The sequence below is a fragment of the Comamonadaceae bacterium M7527 genome (assembly GCA_021044545.1).
Lineage (GTDB): Bacteria > Pseudomonadota > Gammaproteobacteria > Burkholderiales > Burkholderiaceae_C > RS62.
Genome location: CP087990.1, coordinates 285,251 through 301,892 on the forward strand (window position 1 = coordinate 285,251; position 16,642 = coordinate 301,892).

Sequence of the window (16,642 nt, forward strand, 5' to 3'; positions counted from 1 at the left end):
GAGCTAAATCAAGGTGGCCACATTAAATTAGCAATAGAGTAAATGTCAATAAATTGATATTTAACCGGTAACACGACAAAAAGGACTTGCTCATGACCCCCAAGCCTATCGTTCACGGCTTTTTTGATGCCGCCACATACACCGTGACTTACGTGGTGCATGCGGGTCAGGGCACGCCCTGCGCCATTATTGACGCTGTGTTGGACTACGACCACAAGTCGGGACGCACCAGCCACACCAGTGCTGATGCGGTGATTGACTTCGTACGTGCCAACAGCCTGGATGTGCAATGGATACTAGAGACACATGCCCATGCAGACCATTTGTCAGCGGCACCTTACCTCAAGGCCAAGTTGGGCGGGCAAATTGGTATTGGCAAGCACATCACCACGGTGCAAAGCACGTTCAAAGGCGTGTTCAACCTGGAGCCCGAATTTGCTGTAAACGGCGCGCAGTTTGACCACTTGTTTGGCGAAGACGAGACGTTTGCAGTGGGAGCGTTGAGTGGCAAGGCCCTTTATGTGCCTGGCCACACGCCCGCTTGCGTCGCCTACCAGTTGGGTGATGCCGTGTTTGTGGGGGACACCCTGTTTATGCCCGACGTGGGCACAGCGCGTTGTGACTTTCCTGGCGGTGACGCCAAAACCTTGTACGCGTCAACCCGTCGTATATTGAGCTTGCCCGCAGACACGCGCTTGTTTATGTGCCACGACTATCCGCCAAACGGGCGCGATGTGGCGTTTGAGACGACTGTTGCGGCGCAGCGCGAGGGCAACATCCATGTTCATGACGGCATCAGCGAAGCCGAGTTTGTGGTGATGCGCACAGCACGTGATGCCACGTTGGCCATGCCTGTGCTGATACTGCCAGCGGTGCAAATCAATATTCGCGCAGGTGAGTTGCCTCCAGCTGAAGCCAATGGCATTGCTTACGCCAAAATTCCGCTTAACGCCCTGTAATCACCGCGCTACACTCACACCGTATGGACATCCTGTACTTGTTGGTTCCCATCTCGGTTGCGCTAGTGCTGGTCATCATCGCGCTGTTTGGCTGGGCGCTGCACAGCGGGCAGTTTGATCATCTGGAAGGTGAGGGCGAGCGAATTTTGCGTGATGACGACTAAAGGCTGACAGGCGGCCTCTGACCGCTCGTTTGTCCACGACAAACCAGCTTGAGAGCCCAGTGTTTCTGGGCTTTTTTGTTCACAACACGGGCGCGCTTGACTTATGTCAACCCCCAAGGGTTTTCACCAGTACACACTCACATGCATCAAGCTTTAGGAGTTTTGCATGTCTTTGAGTGCAGTCAACGCAACCACCTACAACGACCGTGTTGTAAGGCAGTTCGCCATCATGACCATCGTATGGGGTGTGGTGGGCATGTTGGTCGGTGTCATCATCGCCGCCCAATTAACCTGGCCCGAGTTGAATATGGGCATATCGTGGTTGAGTTACGGGCGCTTGCGTCCCTTGCATACCAACGCGGTGATTTTTGCGTTTGGTGGCTCAGCGCTTATAGCCACCAGCTACTACGTGGTGCAGCGTACCTGCCACACGCGGCTCATTTCTGACAAGCTTGCAGAATTCACTTTTTGGGGCTGGCAGGTGGTGATTGTGGCGGCCGCTATCTCCTTGCCGCTGGGCTACACCCAGTCTCGCGAATACGCTGAGCTTGAATGGCCTATTGATCTGCTGATAGCCGTGGTGTGGGTCGCCTACGCGGTTGTGTTTTTTGGCACCATTGGTATTCGCAAGGTAAGCCACATCTATGTGGGCAACTGGTTTTACGGTGCTTTCATCATCGCAGTGGCCATGCTGCACATAGTCAACAACATTGCGTTGCCCGTTGGCATGATGAAGTCTTACTCGGTGTATGCCGGTGTGCAGGATGCCATGGTGCAGTGGTGGTATGGCCACAATGCGGTGGGCTTTTTCTTGACGGCAGGCTTCCTGGGCATGATGTACTACTACATCCCCAAGCAAGCAGGCCGCCCGGTTTACAGCTACCGCTTGTCTATCGTGCACTTTTGGGCGCTGATTTTCACCTACATGTGGGCCGGCCCTCACCACTTGCACTACACCGCCTTGCCTGACTGGACACAGTCTGTGGGCATGGTGTTTTCACTCATTCTGTTGGCTCCCAGCTGGGGCGGCATGATCAACGGCATCATGACTTTGTCTGGCGCTTGGCACAAGTTGCGCGACGATCCGATTCTGCGCTTTCTCATTGTGTCGCTGTCGTTTTACGGTATGTCTACCTTTGAAGGCCCCATGATGTCTATCAAGACCGTGAATGCCTTGAGTCATTACACGGACTGGACTGTTGGTCACGTGCACTCGGGTGCGTTGGGTTGGGTGGGCTTTATCACCATGGGCTCTATGTACTACCTGATTCCGCGTTTGTTTGGCCAAAAGCAAATGCACTCCATCAAGGCCATTGAGGTGCACTTTTGGGTGGCCACCATGGGCATTGTGTTGTACATCGCCGCGATGTGGATCGCCGGCGTGATGCAAGGCCTGATGTGGCGCTCCATCAACCCAGACGGCAGTCTGACCTACACCTTTGTAGAGTCTGTAAAGGCTACGTTCCCGTTCTACGTGGTTCGTCTGGTGGGTGGTCTGATGTACTTTGGCGGCATGTGTGTGATGGCTTGGAACGTCTACATGACCAGCATGGCTGGTGCACGCGCCAAGGCCATACCTACCGTGGGTATTCCTGCGCCACGTATGGCTCACGCCTAACGTTGGCACGCAGATTTGAACAAGGACGACTACACCATGTCTGATAACAAAATCAATGGTTTCGTGCACGAGCGTATCGAAACCAACAACTTCTTAATGATTGTCCTCATCACCATCGTGTTGTCGGTGGGTGGTTTGGTGGAAATCGTGCCGCTGTTTTTTCAGCGCTCAACCACTGAGCCTGTTGAGGGGCTCAAGCCCTACACACCGCTGCAGTTGGCTGGCCGTGATGTCTACATTCGCGAGGGTTGCTACAACTGCCACTCGCAAATGATTCGTCCGTTTCAGGCTGAAACACTGCGCTACGGCCCTTATTCACGCGCTGGCGAGTTTGTTTATGACCACCCATTCCAGTGGGGCTCAAAGCGCACAGGTCCAGACTTGGCGCGCGTAGGCGGACGCTACAGCGATGAGTGGCATCGCATACACCTCAACAACCCGCGTGACCTGGTGCCTGAGTCCAACATGCCTGCTTACCCGTGGTTGAACACGGCCAAGGTGGACGCTCAAGCCTTGGCCAACAACGTCAAGGGCATGCAGACATTGGGTGTGCCTTACACCGATGAAGAGGTGGCTGCTGCCGCCGCTGCAGTGCAAGGTGCTACCGAAATGGACGCGGTGGTGGCTTATTTGCAAGTCATGGGCACATCGTTCAAATAAACCCGGCTACACAACAGGAACACGCGTTATGGATATCAATGACATTCGCTCCATCGTGACGGTGGTGTGTTTTTTGGCTTTTCTAACCATCGTGGGTTGGGCTTGGTCTAAACGTAACAAGGCCGACTTTGACGAGGCCGCCAAGCTGCCCTTTGACGATGAAGCGCCGCACTAAGCGCATCCACAGATAACCCGCGTGGGTGATTGCCCCGCGCATGAGAGAGGTACGCCATGAGCGACTTTATTAGCGATTTTTGGTCCAACTACGTTGCCATCATTACGTTGGTCAGCATTTTGCTGTGTGTCGTGTTGCTATGGATTAGCGGCACCACCAAAGTGAAACCAGCAGATGACAACACCACTGGTCACGTGTGGGACGAAGACCTCAAGGAAATGAATAACCCGCTGCCACGTTGGTGGGTAGGCTTGTTCATCATCACCGTGTTGTTCGGCTTGTTGTATGCGTTTTTGTATCCCACGCTGGGTTCAGACCCTGGCCGCCTGGGTTGGACGTCTACTGGTCAGCATGCCGTGGAAGTGCAAAAGTACCAAGAACGCATTGAACCCATTTACGCAGCGTTTAACGCCATGCCAGTTGAGGCGGTGGCTAAAGACCCCAAAGCCCACGCGATTGGCGAGCGTTTGTTTATGAACAACTGCGCACAATGCCATGGATCTGACGCACGCGGCTCAAAAGGCTTTCCTAACCTGACTGACAAAGACTGGTTGTACGGCGGTGAGCCTGAGACCATAAAAACCAGTATCAAGGGTGGTCGCCAAGGCATGATGCCCGCTATGGCTGCAGCTGTTGGTACGGCCGAGGATGTCACCAATTTGGCGCACTATGTGTTGAGCTTGTCTGGCAGCCCACATGACTCCATCAAGGCAGCATTTGGCAAAAGCAAGTTTGTATCTTGCGCCGCATGCCACGGTATGGACGGCAAGGGCAACACCGCACTGGGTGCGCCCAACCTCGCCGACGATATCTGGTTGCATGGCTGGGGGGTTGATCATGTGGTGAGCATGGTGAATAAAGGCAAGCACAACATCATGCCCGCCCAGGGCGCCAAGCTCAGTGACGACCAAATTCATGTGCTCACAGCTTATGTGTGGAATATGAGTAACGCCAGTAAATAAAAACAATCGTTTCACACACGCCCCCTCCCTAAGTGAACAACAATAAAAAAGTCACCAGCAACGCCACTGCGTCTGATGAAGCCGTGACGGTGTCTCTGTACCAGTCGCAAGCCAAGATATATGCCCGCGCGGTCACAGGCATATTTACCAGCTGGCGCTGGGTGTTTGTGTGGGCCACGCAGCTGGTGTTTTATGGCTTGCCCTGGTTGTCCATGAATGACCGCCAAGCGGTGTTATTTGATTTGGAAGCCAGGCGCTTTTACATCTTTAACCTGGTGCTGTACCCGCAAGACTTCATTTATCTCACCGGGCTGCTCATCATCAGCGCGCTGGCCTTGTTTTTGTTCACGGCCGTAGCAGGGCGGTTGTGGTGTGGCTACGCTTGCCCACAAACCGTGTACACCGAGATCTTCATGTGGATAGAGCACAAAATCGAAGGCGATCGCTCGGCCCGTATGCGTTTGGATAAGAACGGTTGGACAGGTAATCGCGCTGTGCGCAAAATGGCCAAGCACGGCTTGTGGTTGCTGGTGGCCTTGTGGACGGGGGCTACTTTTGTGGGTTATTTCACGCCTGTACGGGAACTGGTAGGTGCTATGGCTGGCAATGCGCTTGGCCCCTGGCAAACATTTTGGGTGTTTTTTTATGGCTTTGCCACTTACGGCAATGCTGGCTTTATGCGAGAGCAGGTGTGCAAATACATGTGCCCTTACGCTCGCTTTCAAAGTGCCATGTTTGACAAGGACACCATGATAGTCACCTACGATGAGGCTCGTGGTGAGCCGCGTGGGGCGCGTAAAAAATCTGCAAGCCCAAGCGAGTTGAATTTGGGTTCTTGTATTGACTGCACCATGTGTGTGCAAGTGTGTCCTACCGGTATTGATATTCGCAACGGTTTGCAATACGAGTGCATTGGTTGTGGTGCATGTATTGATGTGTGCGATGAGGTCATGGACAAAATGGGCTACGAACGTGGCCTGGTCAAGTACGCCACCCAAAACGGTATGGCCGGTGGCTGGAGTCGGGCCCAAATGCTGCGCCGCGCACTGCGCCCTCGTGTGCTGGTGTACACCAGCATATTGGTGCTGATTACGGTGTCCTTGTTCACGTCGCTGTTCTTGCGCGACCCCATGCGCGTAGACATAATTCGTGATCGTGGCGCTTTGGCGCGCATGGTTGAAAAAGGATGGGTAGAAAACGTTTACCGGTTGCAGCTGATGAACGCGACCGAGCACACGCAGCGCTACGCGGTCAGCATCAGTGGCCTTGACGGCGGCGTGATGACAGCTGACGATGATGGCGTCTTTGAGGTGTTGCCAGCAGAGATAAGGTCGGTTGCTGTCAGGGTGCGTGTGCCACCCATGCGCTACCCCACTGGCTCCTACCCCTTGCAATTTGTGGTGCAAACCTTGAACGCCCCAGCTGTCAAGAGGCACACGGTTACCGAGACATCAACGTTTGTGATGCCGCGTTAGGCGCGCGACGCTGCATAAGGATTAGGAGTATTTATGAGTACCACTGTGGCACCCAACAATGTGCAATCAAGCGCGCGTGCACCCGGTCAGACTTGGTGGCGTGAGCCCATGATGTGGCTGGTGGTTGGCGGCCCAGTGGCTGTGGTGGTTGCCGCACTGGTAACCGTTTGGATTGCCATGACCCATGTAGACCCGCTTATTGACAAGCGCGCACCCAGTCAGTCCAACGAAGTGGCCAGTGCTCGTGCACTGCAACGAACCGACTTGCCTGCTGGCCAAGCCCGCAACCATGTCGCAACGCCAGAATGGGCGTTGGCCACACAAAAGTAGCGTTTGTGATGATGAGCAAACTTCAAGCTGGCGACTCATCTACGCCAACAACCACACACCGCTTGGCAGCTGTGCTGTGGCCAGCATTTTTGGCCGCAGGCCTTATGGAAATGTTGGTATTTGCCTTTGTTTCCCCAAGTGAGTTGCACTGGGGCCAGGCATTCAGTGGCCTACCACCAGCTGGCATTTACACGCTGGCGTTTTTTGCTTTTTGGGGCGTTACCAGCTTGTCTAGTTGGTTGACGCTGGCCTTGTCTGTGCCGCGCGCCCAGCTCAACCCCCACGCCACGCAAGACTGAACGCCTTGTTTTGGCGTTGGTCAAGAGTCAAATGGCGCGTGCCTCGGGCGCGGCCAACGCGCGCAAGCCGTCCATATTCACGATTTTGATGTGACGTTGCTTGACTTCAATCAGTGCCTCGTCGACAAACTTCGAGAAAGTGCGGCTGACTGTCTCTAGCTTCATGCCCAGGTAGCTGCCAATTTCCTCGCGTGTCATGCGCAGCACCATTTCACTGGCTGAAAAGCCGCGTGCGGTCAAGCGCTGTGTGAGGTTGACCAAAAAAGCTGCCAAGCGCTCTTCAGCGCGCATGCTGCCCAGCATCAACATCATCCCTTGGTCGCGGACCAGTTCACGGCTCATGACGCGGTGGATGTGATGTTGCAAACTGGGGAAGTCGCGCGAAATGCTTTCCATATTGTCGTAGGGCATGACGCACACTTCGGCGTCTTCCAGGGCAACGGCGTCGCAGGAGTGTTGTGCGTTCACTATGCCGTCCATGCCCAAAATTTCTCCTGCCATTTGAAAGCCTGTGACCTGCTCACGGCCATCGGGCGCGGTGATCAGCGTTTTGAAAAAGCCTGAACGCACCGCAAACATGGCGTTGAACGCTTGCCCCGCGCTAAACAGCGGCTGCCCCTTGCTGATGCGTCTGCGGGTAGAGACAACGCGATCAATGTGCTCAAGCTCTGCGTTTGATAAACCGACAGGCATGCACAAATCACGCAGGTTGCAGCTTGAGCACGCAACGGTAGTGGTTGATTTACCAATAATCGACATACCCTTATTGTGCGCGAATTTGTATGGCCAAGTTGCGCCCATTCGTGCAGTAGACGACATTAGTTTCTTGGTGATGCTTAATGCGTATGTGCGTACTTTTGCTTGTTGCTTGACGTGTATCAACATGCGCAGGGTGGGCCGGCGGCATAGTAGATGCCATGTCATTACCTATTACAGCCGACGAGCTCGCGCGTTTTGACGTGAGCGGGCCGCGCTACACGTCTTACCCTACGGCTGATCGATTTGTAGAGGCGTTTGCCGCAGGCGACTATGAGGCTGCGCTGCGCCAAGCGAGCCACGCGCCACTGTCCCTTTACATACACGTGCCGTTTTGTGAGTCGGTTTGTTACTACTGCGCTTGTAACAAGGTGGTAACCAAACACCACAGCAAAGCCAAGCGTTACCTGCAATACCTTGAGCGCGAGCTTGACTTGGTCATTGCGCAACTGGGCGCTAACCACACCGTGTCACAACTGCACTTTGGCGGCGGCACACCCACTTTTTTAAGCGATGACCAATTGCGCCAATGCATGGACATGCTGCGCAGCAAGTTCAACTGTTTGCCAACCGGTGAGTACGCCATTGAGGTAGACCCGCGCACCGTCGGTCAGGCGCGCTTGCAAGCGCTGTGGGACATGGGCTTTAACCGCCTCAGTTTTGGCGTGCAAGACTTCGATCCGCAGGTACAAGTGGCGGTGCATCGCGTGCAGCCCTTTGATCTGGTGCAAGCACTGGTACAGCAGGCGAGAGCCATTGGCTTTGCTGCTATCAACGTAGACCTCATTTACGGCCTGCCATTGCAAACACCACACAGCTTTGCCACCACACTGATGCAGGTACAAGCCATCAAGCCAGACCGCATCGCGGTGTATGGCTATGCGCATTTGCCCACACGTTTCAAGCCTCAACGCCGCATAAATAGCGATGAGTTACCAAGCGGGGCAGATAAGCTGCGCATGTTGTCGCTGGCGCTGGATACCCTGGGTGATGCGGGCTACGACTACATTGGCATGGACCACTTTGCGCTGCCCACTGATGCGTTGTCTGTGGCTAAACGCCAAGGGCGTTTGCACCGTAATTTTCAAGGCTACTCCACGCAACCAGACTGCGACGTTGTAGCGCTTGGCGTGTCTGCCATTGGTCGGGTGGGCCGTTGTTACAGCCAAAATACGAAATCGCTTGAAGACTACTACGACGCACTGGACCACCATGAGCTGCCCGTGGTGCGCGGCATGCACTTGAGCCGTGAAGACCTGCTGCGTCGCGCCGTCATCATGAGCATTATGTGTAACGGCCGTCTTCACTTTGACGATTTCAACACGGCTTACTTGGTGGACTTTAAGAAATACTTTGGCAAAGAGCTACAACGACTTGACGAGCTGCAGGCCGCAGGCATGGTGCAGCGCACCGAGCAAGGCTTTGAAGTGAGTGCAAAGGGCTGGTACGTGGTGCGCGTAGTCGCCATGGTGTTTGATGGCTACTTGGACTGTGCACGTGACAGTGCCCGTTTTTCGCGGGTGATGTAGCCACACGCTTGCCGCCTAAAATTCACCCATGAGTGCTCTTACACAATTGGCCACACCTGTACTGGCTGCCTTAAGCATGGGCTTGCTGGGCGGGCCGCATTGCATTGCCATGTGCGGTGCCGCTTGTGCGGGTATCGCCAGAGCCTCAGGCAATGACAGCAAAGCGCTTTGGCGTTTTCAGCTGGGCCGCTTGCTGGGCTACAGCTTGCTCGGTGCTGTGGTGGCCGGTTCTGTGCAGGCCATGGGCTGGCTGGGTGAGAACACCGCTGTGGTGCGTCCGTTGTGGGCCAGCTTTCATGTGTTGGCAGCCTTAATGGGCGTGAGCCTCATGGTGCTGGGACGGCAGCCTTTTTGGATGGACGGTATGGCACAGCGTTTATGGCGTTGGACCAAGCCCAAGCTGCAAGGGCGCAGTGCCAACACGCCTGTGCTCATAGGCATGCTGTGGGCGCTGATGCCCTGTGGTTTGCTGTACTCGGCATTGCTGGTGGCTGCATTGTCTAACAACGCTATACAAGGCGGGGTGACCATGGCCGCGTTTGCCATGGGCAGCGGCTTGTCCATGACACTGGGCGCTTGGTGGTTGCTGCGCGTGCGGGCCAACCCAAGCGGTCACTGGGCCATACGCGCCGCAGGTTTGGCGTTGTTCGGTATGTCCAGCTGGGCCATCTATATGGGTATTACGGCACCAACGGGTTTGTGGTGCTAGGCATGCCCTTTGCCAGTGGTTGCCAACACCACGCCCATCAGCGCGATACCGAATGCCACGGCTTGCAGGACTGTCATGACGTCACCTAAAAACAGCACGCCAATGGTCGCTGCGCTGATAGGCAGTACGACGGTGAACACACCCGCTTGGTGAGCTTGCACGCCTTGCAGCCCAGTCATCCAAAGCCATACCGTTAGTACGCTAGCGGCCAGCGCGTAAAACACCAACAGGCCCCAGTCACTTGGTGAAACCACTGAAAAGTCGAATTGGGTCAGCCAATACAAACCTGCCGGTGTGGTGAGTGCCAAGCCCCACACGTTGATGACAGAGGCAATGCGTTTAGCGCTTAGGTGTTGGGTTAAGTGTTTGCCAATCACCGCGTAGGCAGCTTCGCAACACACGGCAGCAAACACCAACAGGTTGCCCAGCCATGCGTAGGGGTAGTTGGCGTCCACGTCTGTGTGACTGATGCTGGCGTACAAGCCTATGCCCACAATGGCACAGGCAATGGCCAATAGTGAACGCGTGCTTAGACGCTCTTTTAAAAACACCGCACTTTGCAATGCCACCATGGCTGGGATGGCAGACAACATAACGCCCGCTGCACTGGCACTGGTGAGGCTCACGCCGTACAGCATGCAAACAGAAAATAAGACGTTGCCCAGAAAAGACTCTAGAAACAGCAACTTCTTGGTGGCTGCAGACAGTGGTTTTTCTGTACTTGGCTTTTGAAGCCAGCGGGCCATGGCAACCGAGCCGATCGCAAAGCGTAGCCACGCCAGTAAAAACACCGGAAATACGGCCACCAGTGGCTTGGACAAGGCCACATAAGACCCTACCAGCGCCATGCTGGTGGCCAGGCAGGTGAATGCAAGCCAAGGTTTCATCTCACTAGTTTAGGGGATTGCATAGCTGAAAAGGGAAAACCACAATATGAAATATCGCGATGCTGCACTGCGGAAAAATTTCTCATGGTGAGAAAAACAATTTCGTATTGAGAAATTAATAGTATTTGTCGTTGTTTATAAACGTAAAAATATTTTATCTTATATAAGACACAAGAGCAAAATAACTCTTATATAAGACTTATAGTTAAGCCCATGGCAAAGCAACAAGCCGAGCCCAAGGTTTTCACGGTTTTTAATCTTCAAGGAGCGTCCACATGACACAACAAACACGCGAACAACAAGTAGCAGCGCTAAAAAAAGACTGGGCAGAAAACCCCCGTTGGAAAGGCGTTAAGCGCAACTACACAGCCGAAGACGTAGTGCGTTTGCGCGGCAGCCTGCAGCCTGAGTACACACTGGCCAAGCGCGGCGCAGAAAACCTGTGGGCCAAAGTCAATGGCGGTGCCAAAAAGGGCTATGTCAACGCGTTTGGTGCTATTTCTGCTGGCCAAGCCATGCAGCAAGCCAAGGCTGGTCTTGAGGCTGTGTACCTGTCTGGCTGGCAAGTAGCCGCTGACGGCAACACTTCCGAGACCATGTACCCAGACCAGTCTTTGTATGCCTACGACTCAGTACCCACCATGGTGCGCCGCATCAACAACACCTTCAAGCGTGCTGACGAAATTCAGTGGTCACGCGGCGTCAACCCAGGCGACAAAGAGTTTATTGACTACTTCCTGCCCATAGTGGCTGATGCAGAAGCAGGCTTTGGCGGTGTGCTCAACGCGTTTGAGCTGATGAAAAACATGATCACTGCAGGTGCGGCTGGTGTGCACTTTGAAGACCAATTGGCGGCTGTTAAAAAGTGTGGCCACATGGGCGGCAAGGTATTGGTGCCTACGCAAGAGGCCATTGAAAAACTCAACGCCGCACGCTTTGCAGCCGACGTTATGGGTGTATCCACCATTGTGTTGGCCCGTACCGATGCAGAAGCGGCCAACCTCATTACCTCTAACCACGATGCCAATGACCAGCCTTTCCTGACAGGCGAGCGCACACCAGAAGGCTTTTACCGCGTGAAAAACGGTCTGGAGCAAGCCATCAGTCGTGGTGTGGCGTACGCGCCTCACGCTGACTTGGTGTGGTGTGAAACAGGCGTGCCAGATATTGGCTTTGCCCGCGAGTTTGCACAAGCCGTGCACGCAGCTTGCCCAGGCAAGTTGTTGAGCTACAACTGCTCACCATCATTCAACTGGAAGAAAAACCTCAACGACAGCCAGATCGCCAGCTTCCAAGAAGACTTGGCCGCGCTGGGTTACAAGTACCAGTTCATCACCTTGGCTGGTATTCACGTGAACTGGTACAACACCTTCAAGTTTGCCAAGGCCTACGCAGGCGGCGAGGGCATGAAGCACTACACAGAAATGGTGCAAGAGCCAGAATTCGCAGCCCGCGAAGACGGCTACACCTTTGTGTCGCACCAGCAAGAAGTGGGTGCAGGCTACTTTGACGACGTGACTACCGTTATTCAAGGTGGCGCGTCATCTGTAAAGGCGTTGACAGGCTCTACTGAAGAAGAGCAGTTCCACTAACGTGAAGCGCTAGCCCCTAGGGGCTCAAGATTGAAGCCACCTGGTGCTTGCGCATGAGGTGGCTTTTTTGTGTCTATGGCGGATTGCGCTGATGCATTTCTCGCGGTGTATCTAGTTCGCCGGTTTGGACAGGCGCATCAGCCGCCCGCCAGCGCCATCCTCCATCACCCAGATTGCACCGTCTGCGCTCACCTCAACGTCACGTACACGGCGCTGCCAGCTGAAGCGCTCGGCTTCTGCCGCTTGGCCGTTCTTGAAGGACACACGAATCAGTGCTTGGCTGCGCAAGCCGCCAATAAAGGCTTGATCTTGCCACTGCGCAAACTGTGCACCTTTGTAAAACGCCAAGCCAGATGGTGCGATGGTGGGGTCCCAAAATAGCGCTGGGGCTTGAAATTCCGGTCGGGTGCTGTGACTTGGAATGCCACGGCCGCTGTAGTGTCTGCCTTCAGACACCAAGGGCCAGCCGTAGTTGCGTCCGGGTTTGATGTGGTTGAGTTCATCGCCGTTGCGTGGCCCCATTTCGTGGGCCCACAGCTCGCCCTGGTTGTTAAAGGCCAAGCCCAGCACGTTGCGGTGCCCGGTCGTCCAGGCGGTGGCGGCCAGTTGCCCCTTGTCCTGGAAAGGGTTGTCTGCTGGCACGGTACCGTCGTCGTAGAGGCGCACTATTTTGCCCAAATTACCAGTCCACGCCTGCGCGGGCTCCATTTCTTGGCGGTCGCCTGATGAGATAAACAGTTGCCCCGCATAGGCACTGTTGGCGGGCGCAAAGGCCAGCCTGTGTGAGAAGTGGCCTTTGCCACTGAGTGCCGGTGTTTGTTGCCAAATGGTTTGTTGATTGGTCAGGCGCAATGGCAAAGCGTTGATGTCTAGCGTTGCGCGAGCCACGGTGGCAAAGCGGGTTCGCCCGCCGTCGGTGGAGTTGACATACGACAGGTACACCAGCTGGTTGTTGGCGAAATTGGGGTGGGGCACCACATCGCCCATGCCACCTTGCCCGCCTGCAAACACAGTGGGCACACCCTCAACCAGGCGTCTTTGCCCTGTGGTGTCGACCAGCCACAGTTGCCCGGACTTGGTGCTGACCAGTAGTTGTTGCCCGTTGATGAATGACAAGGCCCACGGCTCCTGGAACTCAGCAACAACCTGCGCGCGCGCAGCTGGCTGCCGCGGCTGCCAACAATCGTATTGTCAGCGTTTGCCGACGTGGCTATGGCCGCAGTTGATGCCAGCATGACCGCAAGGCGTGGCAGCCACTTCAGGTGTGACGAGCGAGCCGCAGGTGGTGTCAGTGTTGTGTTGCGCATCACGGCCTTTGGTTGCCTTGGTGAGACGAGTTCGTTGTACTTCATTTGATGCAGTTTGGCAGGTGACCAGCCACGGCTTTGCTGCACGCTGAATAAACAGACCAGTCTTAATGTTTTTAACAAAGTGGCCGGCGCACCAGGTCGCAAGCGCCAGAGACAGGTGCTTTATCGTTTTGCGGCTCTAATAGCTGCAATGACCCGCCATTCAGTATCCATACCGCTTGCCTTTTGGCGTAGCTGCACGCCCACTCAACAAGCGACCATGTTTGGTTTGGGTGCGGTCCTGATTTGGGGCGCCTACATGGCGCTGGCTCGCGCTGGTGTCAGTGGCGGATTGACAGGGTTTGACTTTGCGTTTATCCGCTATGCCGTGGCTGGTGTGGTGATGCTGCCCTGGTTGTTGCGCAACAAGCCCTTGCAGCTTGCGGGCATTGGGTGGCGTAAAAGCATGGCCCTGGTGTTGTGTGCAGGCCCCATTTTTATTGCTGTAGGTGTGGGCGGTTACGCCTATGCGCCGCTGGCCCACGGTGCCGTGGTGCAGCCTGCCACCATTGTGGTGAGCACCGCCTTGTTTGCGTGGTGGCTGTTGGGCGATAGGCCTACACGTGAGCGTCTTGTGGGCATTGTGCTGATTGTGTTGGGCTTGTGTTTGGTTTCTGGCCCTAGCGTGTGGGTGGGTGATACCCAAACGCTGATAGGTGACGCCATGTTTGTGGGCGCTGGCTTGCTGTGGGCCATGTTCACCGTGCTGACCAAGCGTTGGCAAGTGTCTGCCATTGCCGTTACGGCGGTGTTGTCCGTGCTGTCTGCTGTGCTGGTGTTGCCCCTGTACGCGGCTACTGAAGATTTTTCGCGGCTGGCGTCCTTGCCGGTGTGGACGCTGTTGGTGCAGTTTGTGGTGCAAGGTCTGTTGTCGGGTGTGGTGGCTATTGTGTTTTTTACCCGAGCCGCTGAGCTGGCGGGTGCTGCGCGCGCTGCCATATTCCCAGCCCTGGTGCCTGCGGCTGCCATTGTGATGGGCATACCCATTACAGGTGAACTGCCCACGCCAAACCAATGGGCGGGGCTTGTGGTCGTCACCTTTGGTTTGTTGACGGCTATAGGTGTGGTGAAGCGGTGGTTGTTGCGGCTTTAGTGGCGTCTTGGGTTGGGTCTGGCGTTGTGGGTGGGGCCGGTCGGGTCGCAGGCCCAGTGCGCACTATAGAATCGAGGGCTGCACGCATTGCAGTGTGCACCAGCAGTGTTTAGCGCCGCGGTGCAGATTGTGCCCAACACATTACCTACCACTTCGACTATGTCTGACATCACGCTACCCGACGGCTCCGTTCGCTCTTTCCCTGGCCCTGTGACTGTGGCCGAATTGGCTGCCAGCATTGGCACGGGTTTAGCCAAGGCTGCGTTGGGTGGCAAAGTTGATGGGCAGTTGGTCGACACCAGCTTCAAAATTGAAGGCAACGCCAATGTGGCTATTGTGACGGCCAAAGACGCTGACGGCTTGGAGCTGATTCGCCACTCAACGGCGCACTTGTTGGCCTATGCCGTCAAGAGCCTGTTTCCAGAGGCACAGGTCACCATCGGTCCTGTAATTGAAAACGGGTTTTACTACGACTTTTCATACAAGCGCCCGTTTACGCCCGAAGATTTGACGGCTATTGAAAAGCGCATGACCGAGCTGGCGCAAAAGGACGAGCCTGTAGTTCGCCGTGTATTGCCGCGCGACGAAGCCGTGGCTCACTTCAAGGCCATGGGTGAAGCCTACAAGGCCGAAATCATTGCTGGTATTCCCGCTGACCAAGACGTCAGCTTGTACGCCGAGGGCGCATTCGAAGACCTGTGCCGTGGCCCACACGTGCCCAGCACGGGCAAGCTAAAGCACTTCAAGTTGATGAAAGTTGCAGGTGCTTACTGGCGCGGCGACCACCGCAACGAAATGCTGCAGCGTATTTACGGCACGGCTTGGGCCACCAAAGATGAGCTGCAGCAATACATCACCATGCTGGAAGAGGCCGAGAAGCGAGATCACCGCAAGCTGGGTCGTGAGTTGGACTTGTTTCACATTGACGAGCACTCACCCGGCACTGTGTTCTGGCACCCCAAAGGGTGGACGCTGTGGCAAGAGGTCGAGCAGTACATGCGCGCGGTTTACCGCAACAACGGCTACCAGGAAGTCAAGGGGCCGCAGATTCTGGACAAAGGCCTGTGGGAAAAAACTGGTCACTGGGACAAGTACCGCGACAACATGTTCACCACAGAGAGCGAAAAGCGGGACTACGCGCTAAAGCCCATGAACTGCCCGGGGCACATTCAAATTTTCAAGCAAGGCATTAAGAGCTACCGCGACTTGCCGCTGCCTACGGTGAGTTTGGTCAGTGCCACCGCAATGAGCCGACAGGCGGCTTGCACGGCATCATGCGTGTGCGTGCGTTTACGCAAGACGACGGCCACATCTTCTGTACCGAAGAGCACATTTTGGACGAGTGCGTCACCTACACCACCTTGCTGCAAAAGGTGTACGAGGACTTTGGCTTTAAGAACATCATTTACAAAGTAGCCACGCGCCCTGAACAGCGCATTGGCTCGGACGAGAGCTGGGACAAGGCCGAGCACGCGCTGATGGAAAGCTTGCGCCGCTCAGGCTGTGAGTTTGAAATAGCGCCGGGAGATGGTGCATTCTACGGCCCCAAAATCGAATACACACTCAAAGACGCCTTGGGTAGGCAGTGGCAGTGCGGCACCATGCAGGTGGACTTTTCCATGCCAGAGCGCCTTGATGCCGAGTACGTGGGCGAAGACGGTGCACGTCATAGGCCTGTCATGCTGCACCGCGCCATCGTTGGCAGCTTGGAGCGTTTCATAGGCATTTTGATTGAAGAACACGCCGGCGCCTTGCCAACATGGCTGGCGCCAACGCAGGTTGCAGTGCTCAATATCACGGATTCGCAGTTGGATTACTGCCACGAAACGGCCAAATTGCTCAGAAATCAAGGGCTTAGGGTAGAGGTTGACGCCCGAAACGAGAAAATTACGGCTAAAATACGCAGTTACGCCATGCAAAAGGTGCCTTTCATTGCCGTTGTTGGTGATAAGGAACTGGCCGCTGGCTCGGTTGCTGTGCGTGCGCGCGGCAACCAAGACCTAGGCGTGATGTCGGTGCAAGCCTTTGCTGAATTGGTTGCCAAAGCCGTATCGGACAAGGTGTGAGCCCACTCACTCCGCTAGA

General features: G+C 55.3%; 16 protein-coding genes and 1 pseudogene. 14 read left to right on the forward strand and 3 right to left on the reverse strand.

Annotation, left to right across the window (positions count from 1 at the left end; translation table 11 throughout):
- Positions 1-92: 92 nt before the first annotated feature.
- The 9 genes from LN050_01365 (at position 93) to LN050_01405 (ending at position 6,642) form a co-directional block, all read left to right on the forward strand.
- On the forward strand, positions 93-959 hold the full coding sequence (locus tag LN050_01365; GenBank protein UFS56552.1) for an MBL fold metallo-hydrolase: 867 nt from the start codon (positions 93-95) through the stop codon (positions 957-959).
- Positions 960-982: 23 nt separating this feature from the next.
- The gene (gene ccoS / locus LN050_01370; protein ID UFS56553.1) at positions 983-1,123 is read left to right on the forward strand and encodes a cbb3-type cytochrome oxidase assembly protein CcoS; all 141 of its coding nucleotides are present in this window, start codon (positions 983-985) and stop codon (positions 1,121-1,123) included.
- Positions 1,124-1,289: 166 nt separating this feature from the next.
- Entirely contained in the window at positions 1,290-2,741 is a 1,452-nt protein-coding gene (gene ccoN, locus LN050_01375; GenBank protein ID UFS56554.1) for a cytochrome-c oxidase, cbb3-type subunit I, read from the forward strand.
- Positions 2,742-2,777: 36 nt separating this feature from the next.
- Positions 2,778-3,401, forward strand: coding sequence for a cytochrome-c oxidase, cbb3-type subunit II (ccoO, locus tag LN050_01380; protein ID UFS56555.1), 624 nt, complete (start codon positions 2,778-2,780; stop codon positions 3,399-3,401).
- Between the two features lie 28 nt (positions 3,402-3,429).
- Positions 3,430-3,576 carry a cbb3-type cytochrome c oxidase subunit 3 gene (locus tag LN050_01385; protein ID UFS56556.1) on the forward strand — a complete coding sequence of 49 codons (147 nt, stop codon included), beginning with the start codon at positions 3,430-3,432 and terminating at the stop codon, positions 3,574-3,576.
- A 56-nt stretch (positions 3,577-3,632) separates the two neighbouring features.
- Positions 3,633-4,538, forward strand: a complete 906-nt coding sequence (ccoP, locus tag LN050_01390; protein UFS56557.1) for a cytochrome-c oxidase, cbb3-type subunit III — start codon at positions 3,633-3,635, stop codon at positions 4,536-4,538.
- Positions 4,539-4,570: 32 nt separating this feature from the next.
- Positions 4,571-6,013, forward strand: coding sequence for a cytochrome c oxidase accessory protein CcoG (gene ccoG, locus LN050_01395; protein ID UFS56558.1), 1,443 nt, complete (start codon positions 4,571-4,573; stop codon positions 6,011-6,013).
- Between the two features lie 33 nt (positions 6,014-6,046).
- On the forward strand, positions 6,047-6,343 hold the full coding sequence (locus LN050_01400) for a nitrogen fixation protein FixH (GenBank protein ID UFS56559.1): 297 nt from the start codon (positions 6,047-6,049) through the stop codon (positions 6,341-6,343).
- Positions 6,344-6,354: 11 nt separating this feature from the next.
- The gene (locus LN050_01405) at positions 6,355-6,642 is read left to right on the forward strand and encodes a hypothetical protein (protein ID UFS56560.1); all 288 of its coding nucleotides are present in this window, start codon (positions 6,355-6,357) and stop codon (positions 6,640-6,642) included.
- A gap of 27 nt (positions 6,643-6,669) precedes the next feature.
- On the opposite strand, the gene fnr is transcribed toward LN050_01405, so the two are convergent.
- Positions 6,670-7,401: a fumarate/nitrate reduction transcriptional regulator Fnr gene (fnr, locus tag LN050_01410; protein ID UFS56561.1), complete on the reverse strand. Its 732-nt coding sequence runs from the start codon at positions 7,399-7,401 to the stop codon at positions 6,670-6,672.
- Between the two features lie 158 nt (positions 7,402-7,559).
- Between fnr and hemN the strand changes: the two genes are divergently transcribed.
- On the forward strand, positions 7,560-8,927 hold the full coding sequence (gene hemN / locus LN050_01415) for an oxygen-independent coproporphyrinogen III oxidase (GenBank protein ID UFS56562.1): 1,368 nt from the start codon (positions 7,560-7,562) through the stop codon (positions 8,925-8,927).
- 28 nt (positions 8,928-8,955) lie between these two features.
- A complete protein-coding gene (locus tag LN050_01420) occupies positions 8,956-9,636 on the forward strand; it encodes a sulfite exporter TauE/SafE family protein (protein ID UFS56563.1) in 681 nt (226 codons plus the stop codon).
- On the opposite strand, the gene LN050_01425 is transcribed toward LN050_01420, so the two are convergent.
- A complete protein-coding gene (locus LN050_01425; protein UFS56564.1) occupies positions 9,633-10,523 on the reverse strand; it encodes a DMT family transporter in 891 nt (296 codons plus the stop codon). The genes LN050_01420 and LN050_01425 overlap by 4 nt on opposite strands.
- Before the next feature lie 275 nt (positions 10,524-10,798).
- Here LN050_01425 and aceA point away from each other — a divergent pair, with 275 nt between their 5' ends.
- Positions 10,799-12,115: an isocitrate lyase gene (aceA, locus tag LN050_01430; GenBank protein UFS56565.1), complete on the forward strand. Its 1,317-nt coding sequence runs from the start codon at positions 10,799-10,801 to the stop codon at positions 12,113-12,115.
- A gap of 111 nt (positions 12,116-12,226) precedes the next feature.
- On the opposite strand, the gene LN050_01435 is transcribed toward aceA, so the two are convergent.
- The gene (locus LN050_01435) at positions 12,227-13,231 is read right to left on the reverse strand and encodes a PQQ-dependent sugar dehydrogenase (protein ID UFS56566.1); all 1,005 of its coding nucleotides are present in this window, start codon (positions 13,229-13,231) and stop codon (positions 12,227-12,229) included.
- A 384-nt stretch (positions 13,232-13,615) separates the two neighbouring features.
- Here LN050_01435 and LN050_01440 point away from each other — a divergent pair, with 384 nt between their 5' ends.
- A complete protein-coding gene (locus LN050_01440) occupies positions 13,616-14,557 on the forward strand; it encodes a DMT family transporter (GenBank protein UFS56567.1) in 942 nt (313 codons plus the stop codon).
- Between the two features lie 159 nt (positions 14,558-14,716).
- Positions 14,717-16,623: pseudogene (gene thrS, locus LN050_01445) on the forward strand (threonine--tRNA ligase).
- Positions 16,624-16,642: the final 19 nt, after the last annotated feature.

Bases quoted from the DNA above. Each gene is read 5' to 3' on its own strand.
- ccoN (UFS56554.1), top strand. From the start codon at position 1,290: ATGTCTTTGAGTGCAGTCAACGCAACCACCTACAACGACCGTGTTGTA.
- LN050_01425 (UFS56564.1), bottom strand. From the start codon at position 10,523: ATGAAACCTTGGCTTGCATTCACCTGCCTGGCCACCAGCATGGCGCTG.
- LN050_01365 (UFS56552.1), top strand. From the start codon at position 93: ATGACCCCCAAGCCTATCGTTCACGGCTTTTTTGATGCCGCCACATAC.
- LN050_01420 (UFS56563.1), top strand. From the start codon at position 8,956: ATGAGTGCTCTTACACAATTGGCCACACCTGTACTGGCTGCCTTAAGC.
- ccoS (UFS56553.1), top strand. From the start codon at position 983: ATGGACATCCTGTACTTGTTGGTTCCCATCTCGGTTGCGCTAGTGCTG.
- ccoP (UFS56557.1), top strand. From the start codon at position 3,633: ATGAGCGACTTTATTAGCGATTTTTGGTCCAACTACGTTGCCATCATT.
- LN050_01405 (UFS56560.1), top strand. From the start codon at position 6,355: ATGAGCAAACTTCAAGCTGGCGACTCATCTACGCCAACAACCACACAC.
- fnr (UFS56561.1), bottom strand. From the start codon at position 7,401: ATGTCGATTATTGGTAAATCAACCACTACCGTTGCGTGCTCAAGCTGC.
- ccoO (UFS56555.1), top strand. From the start codon at position 2,778: ATGTCTGATAACAAAATCAATGGTTTCGTGCACGAGCGTATCGAAACC.
- LN050_01440 (UFS56567.1), top strand. From the start codon at position 13,616: ATGACCCGCCATTCAGTATCCATACCGCTTGCCTTTTGGCGTAGCTGC.
- hemN (UFS56562.1), top strand. From the start codon at position 7,560: ATGTCATTACCTATTACAGCCGACGAGCTCGCGCGTTTTGACGTGAGC.
- LN050_01400 (UFS56559.1), top strand. From the start codon at position 6,047: ATGAGTACCACTGTGGCACCCAACAATGTGCAATCAAGCGCGCGTGCA.
- LN050_01385 (UFS56556.1), top strand. From the start codon at position 3,430: ATGGATATCAATGACATTCGCTCCATCGTGACGGTGGTGTGTTTTTTG.
- aceA (UFS56565.1), top strand. From the start codon at position 10,799: ATGACACAACAAACACGCGAACAACAAGTAGCAGCGCTAAAAAAAGAC.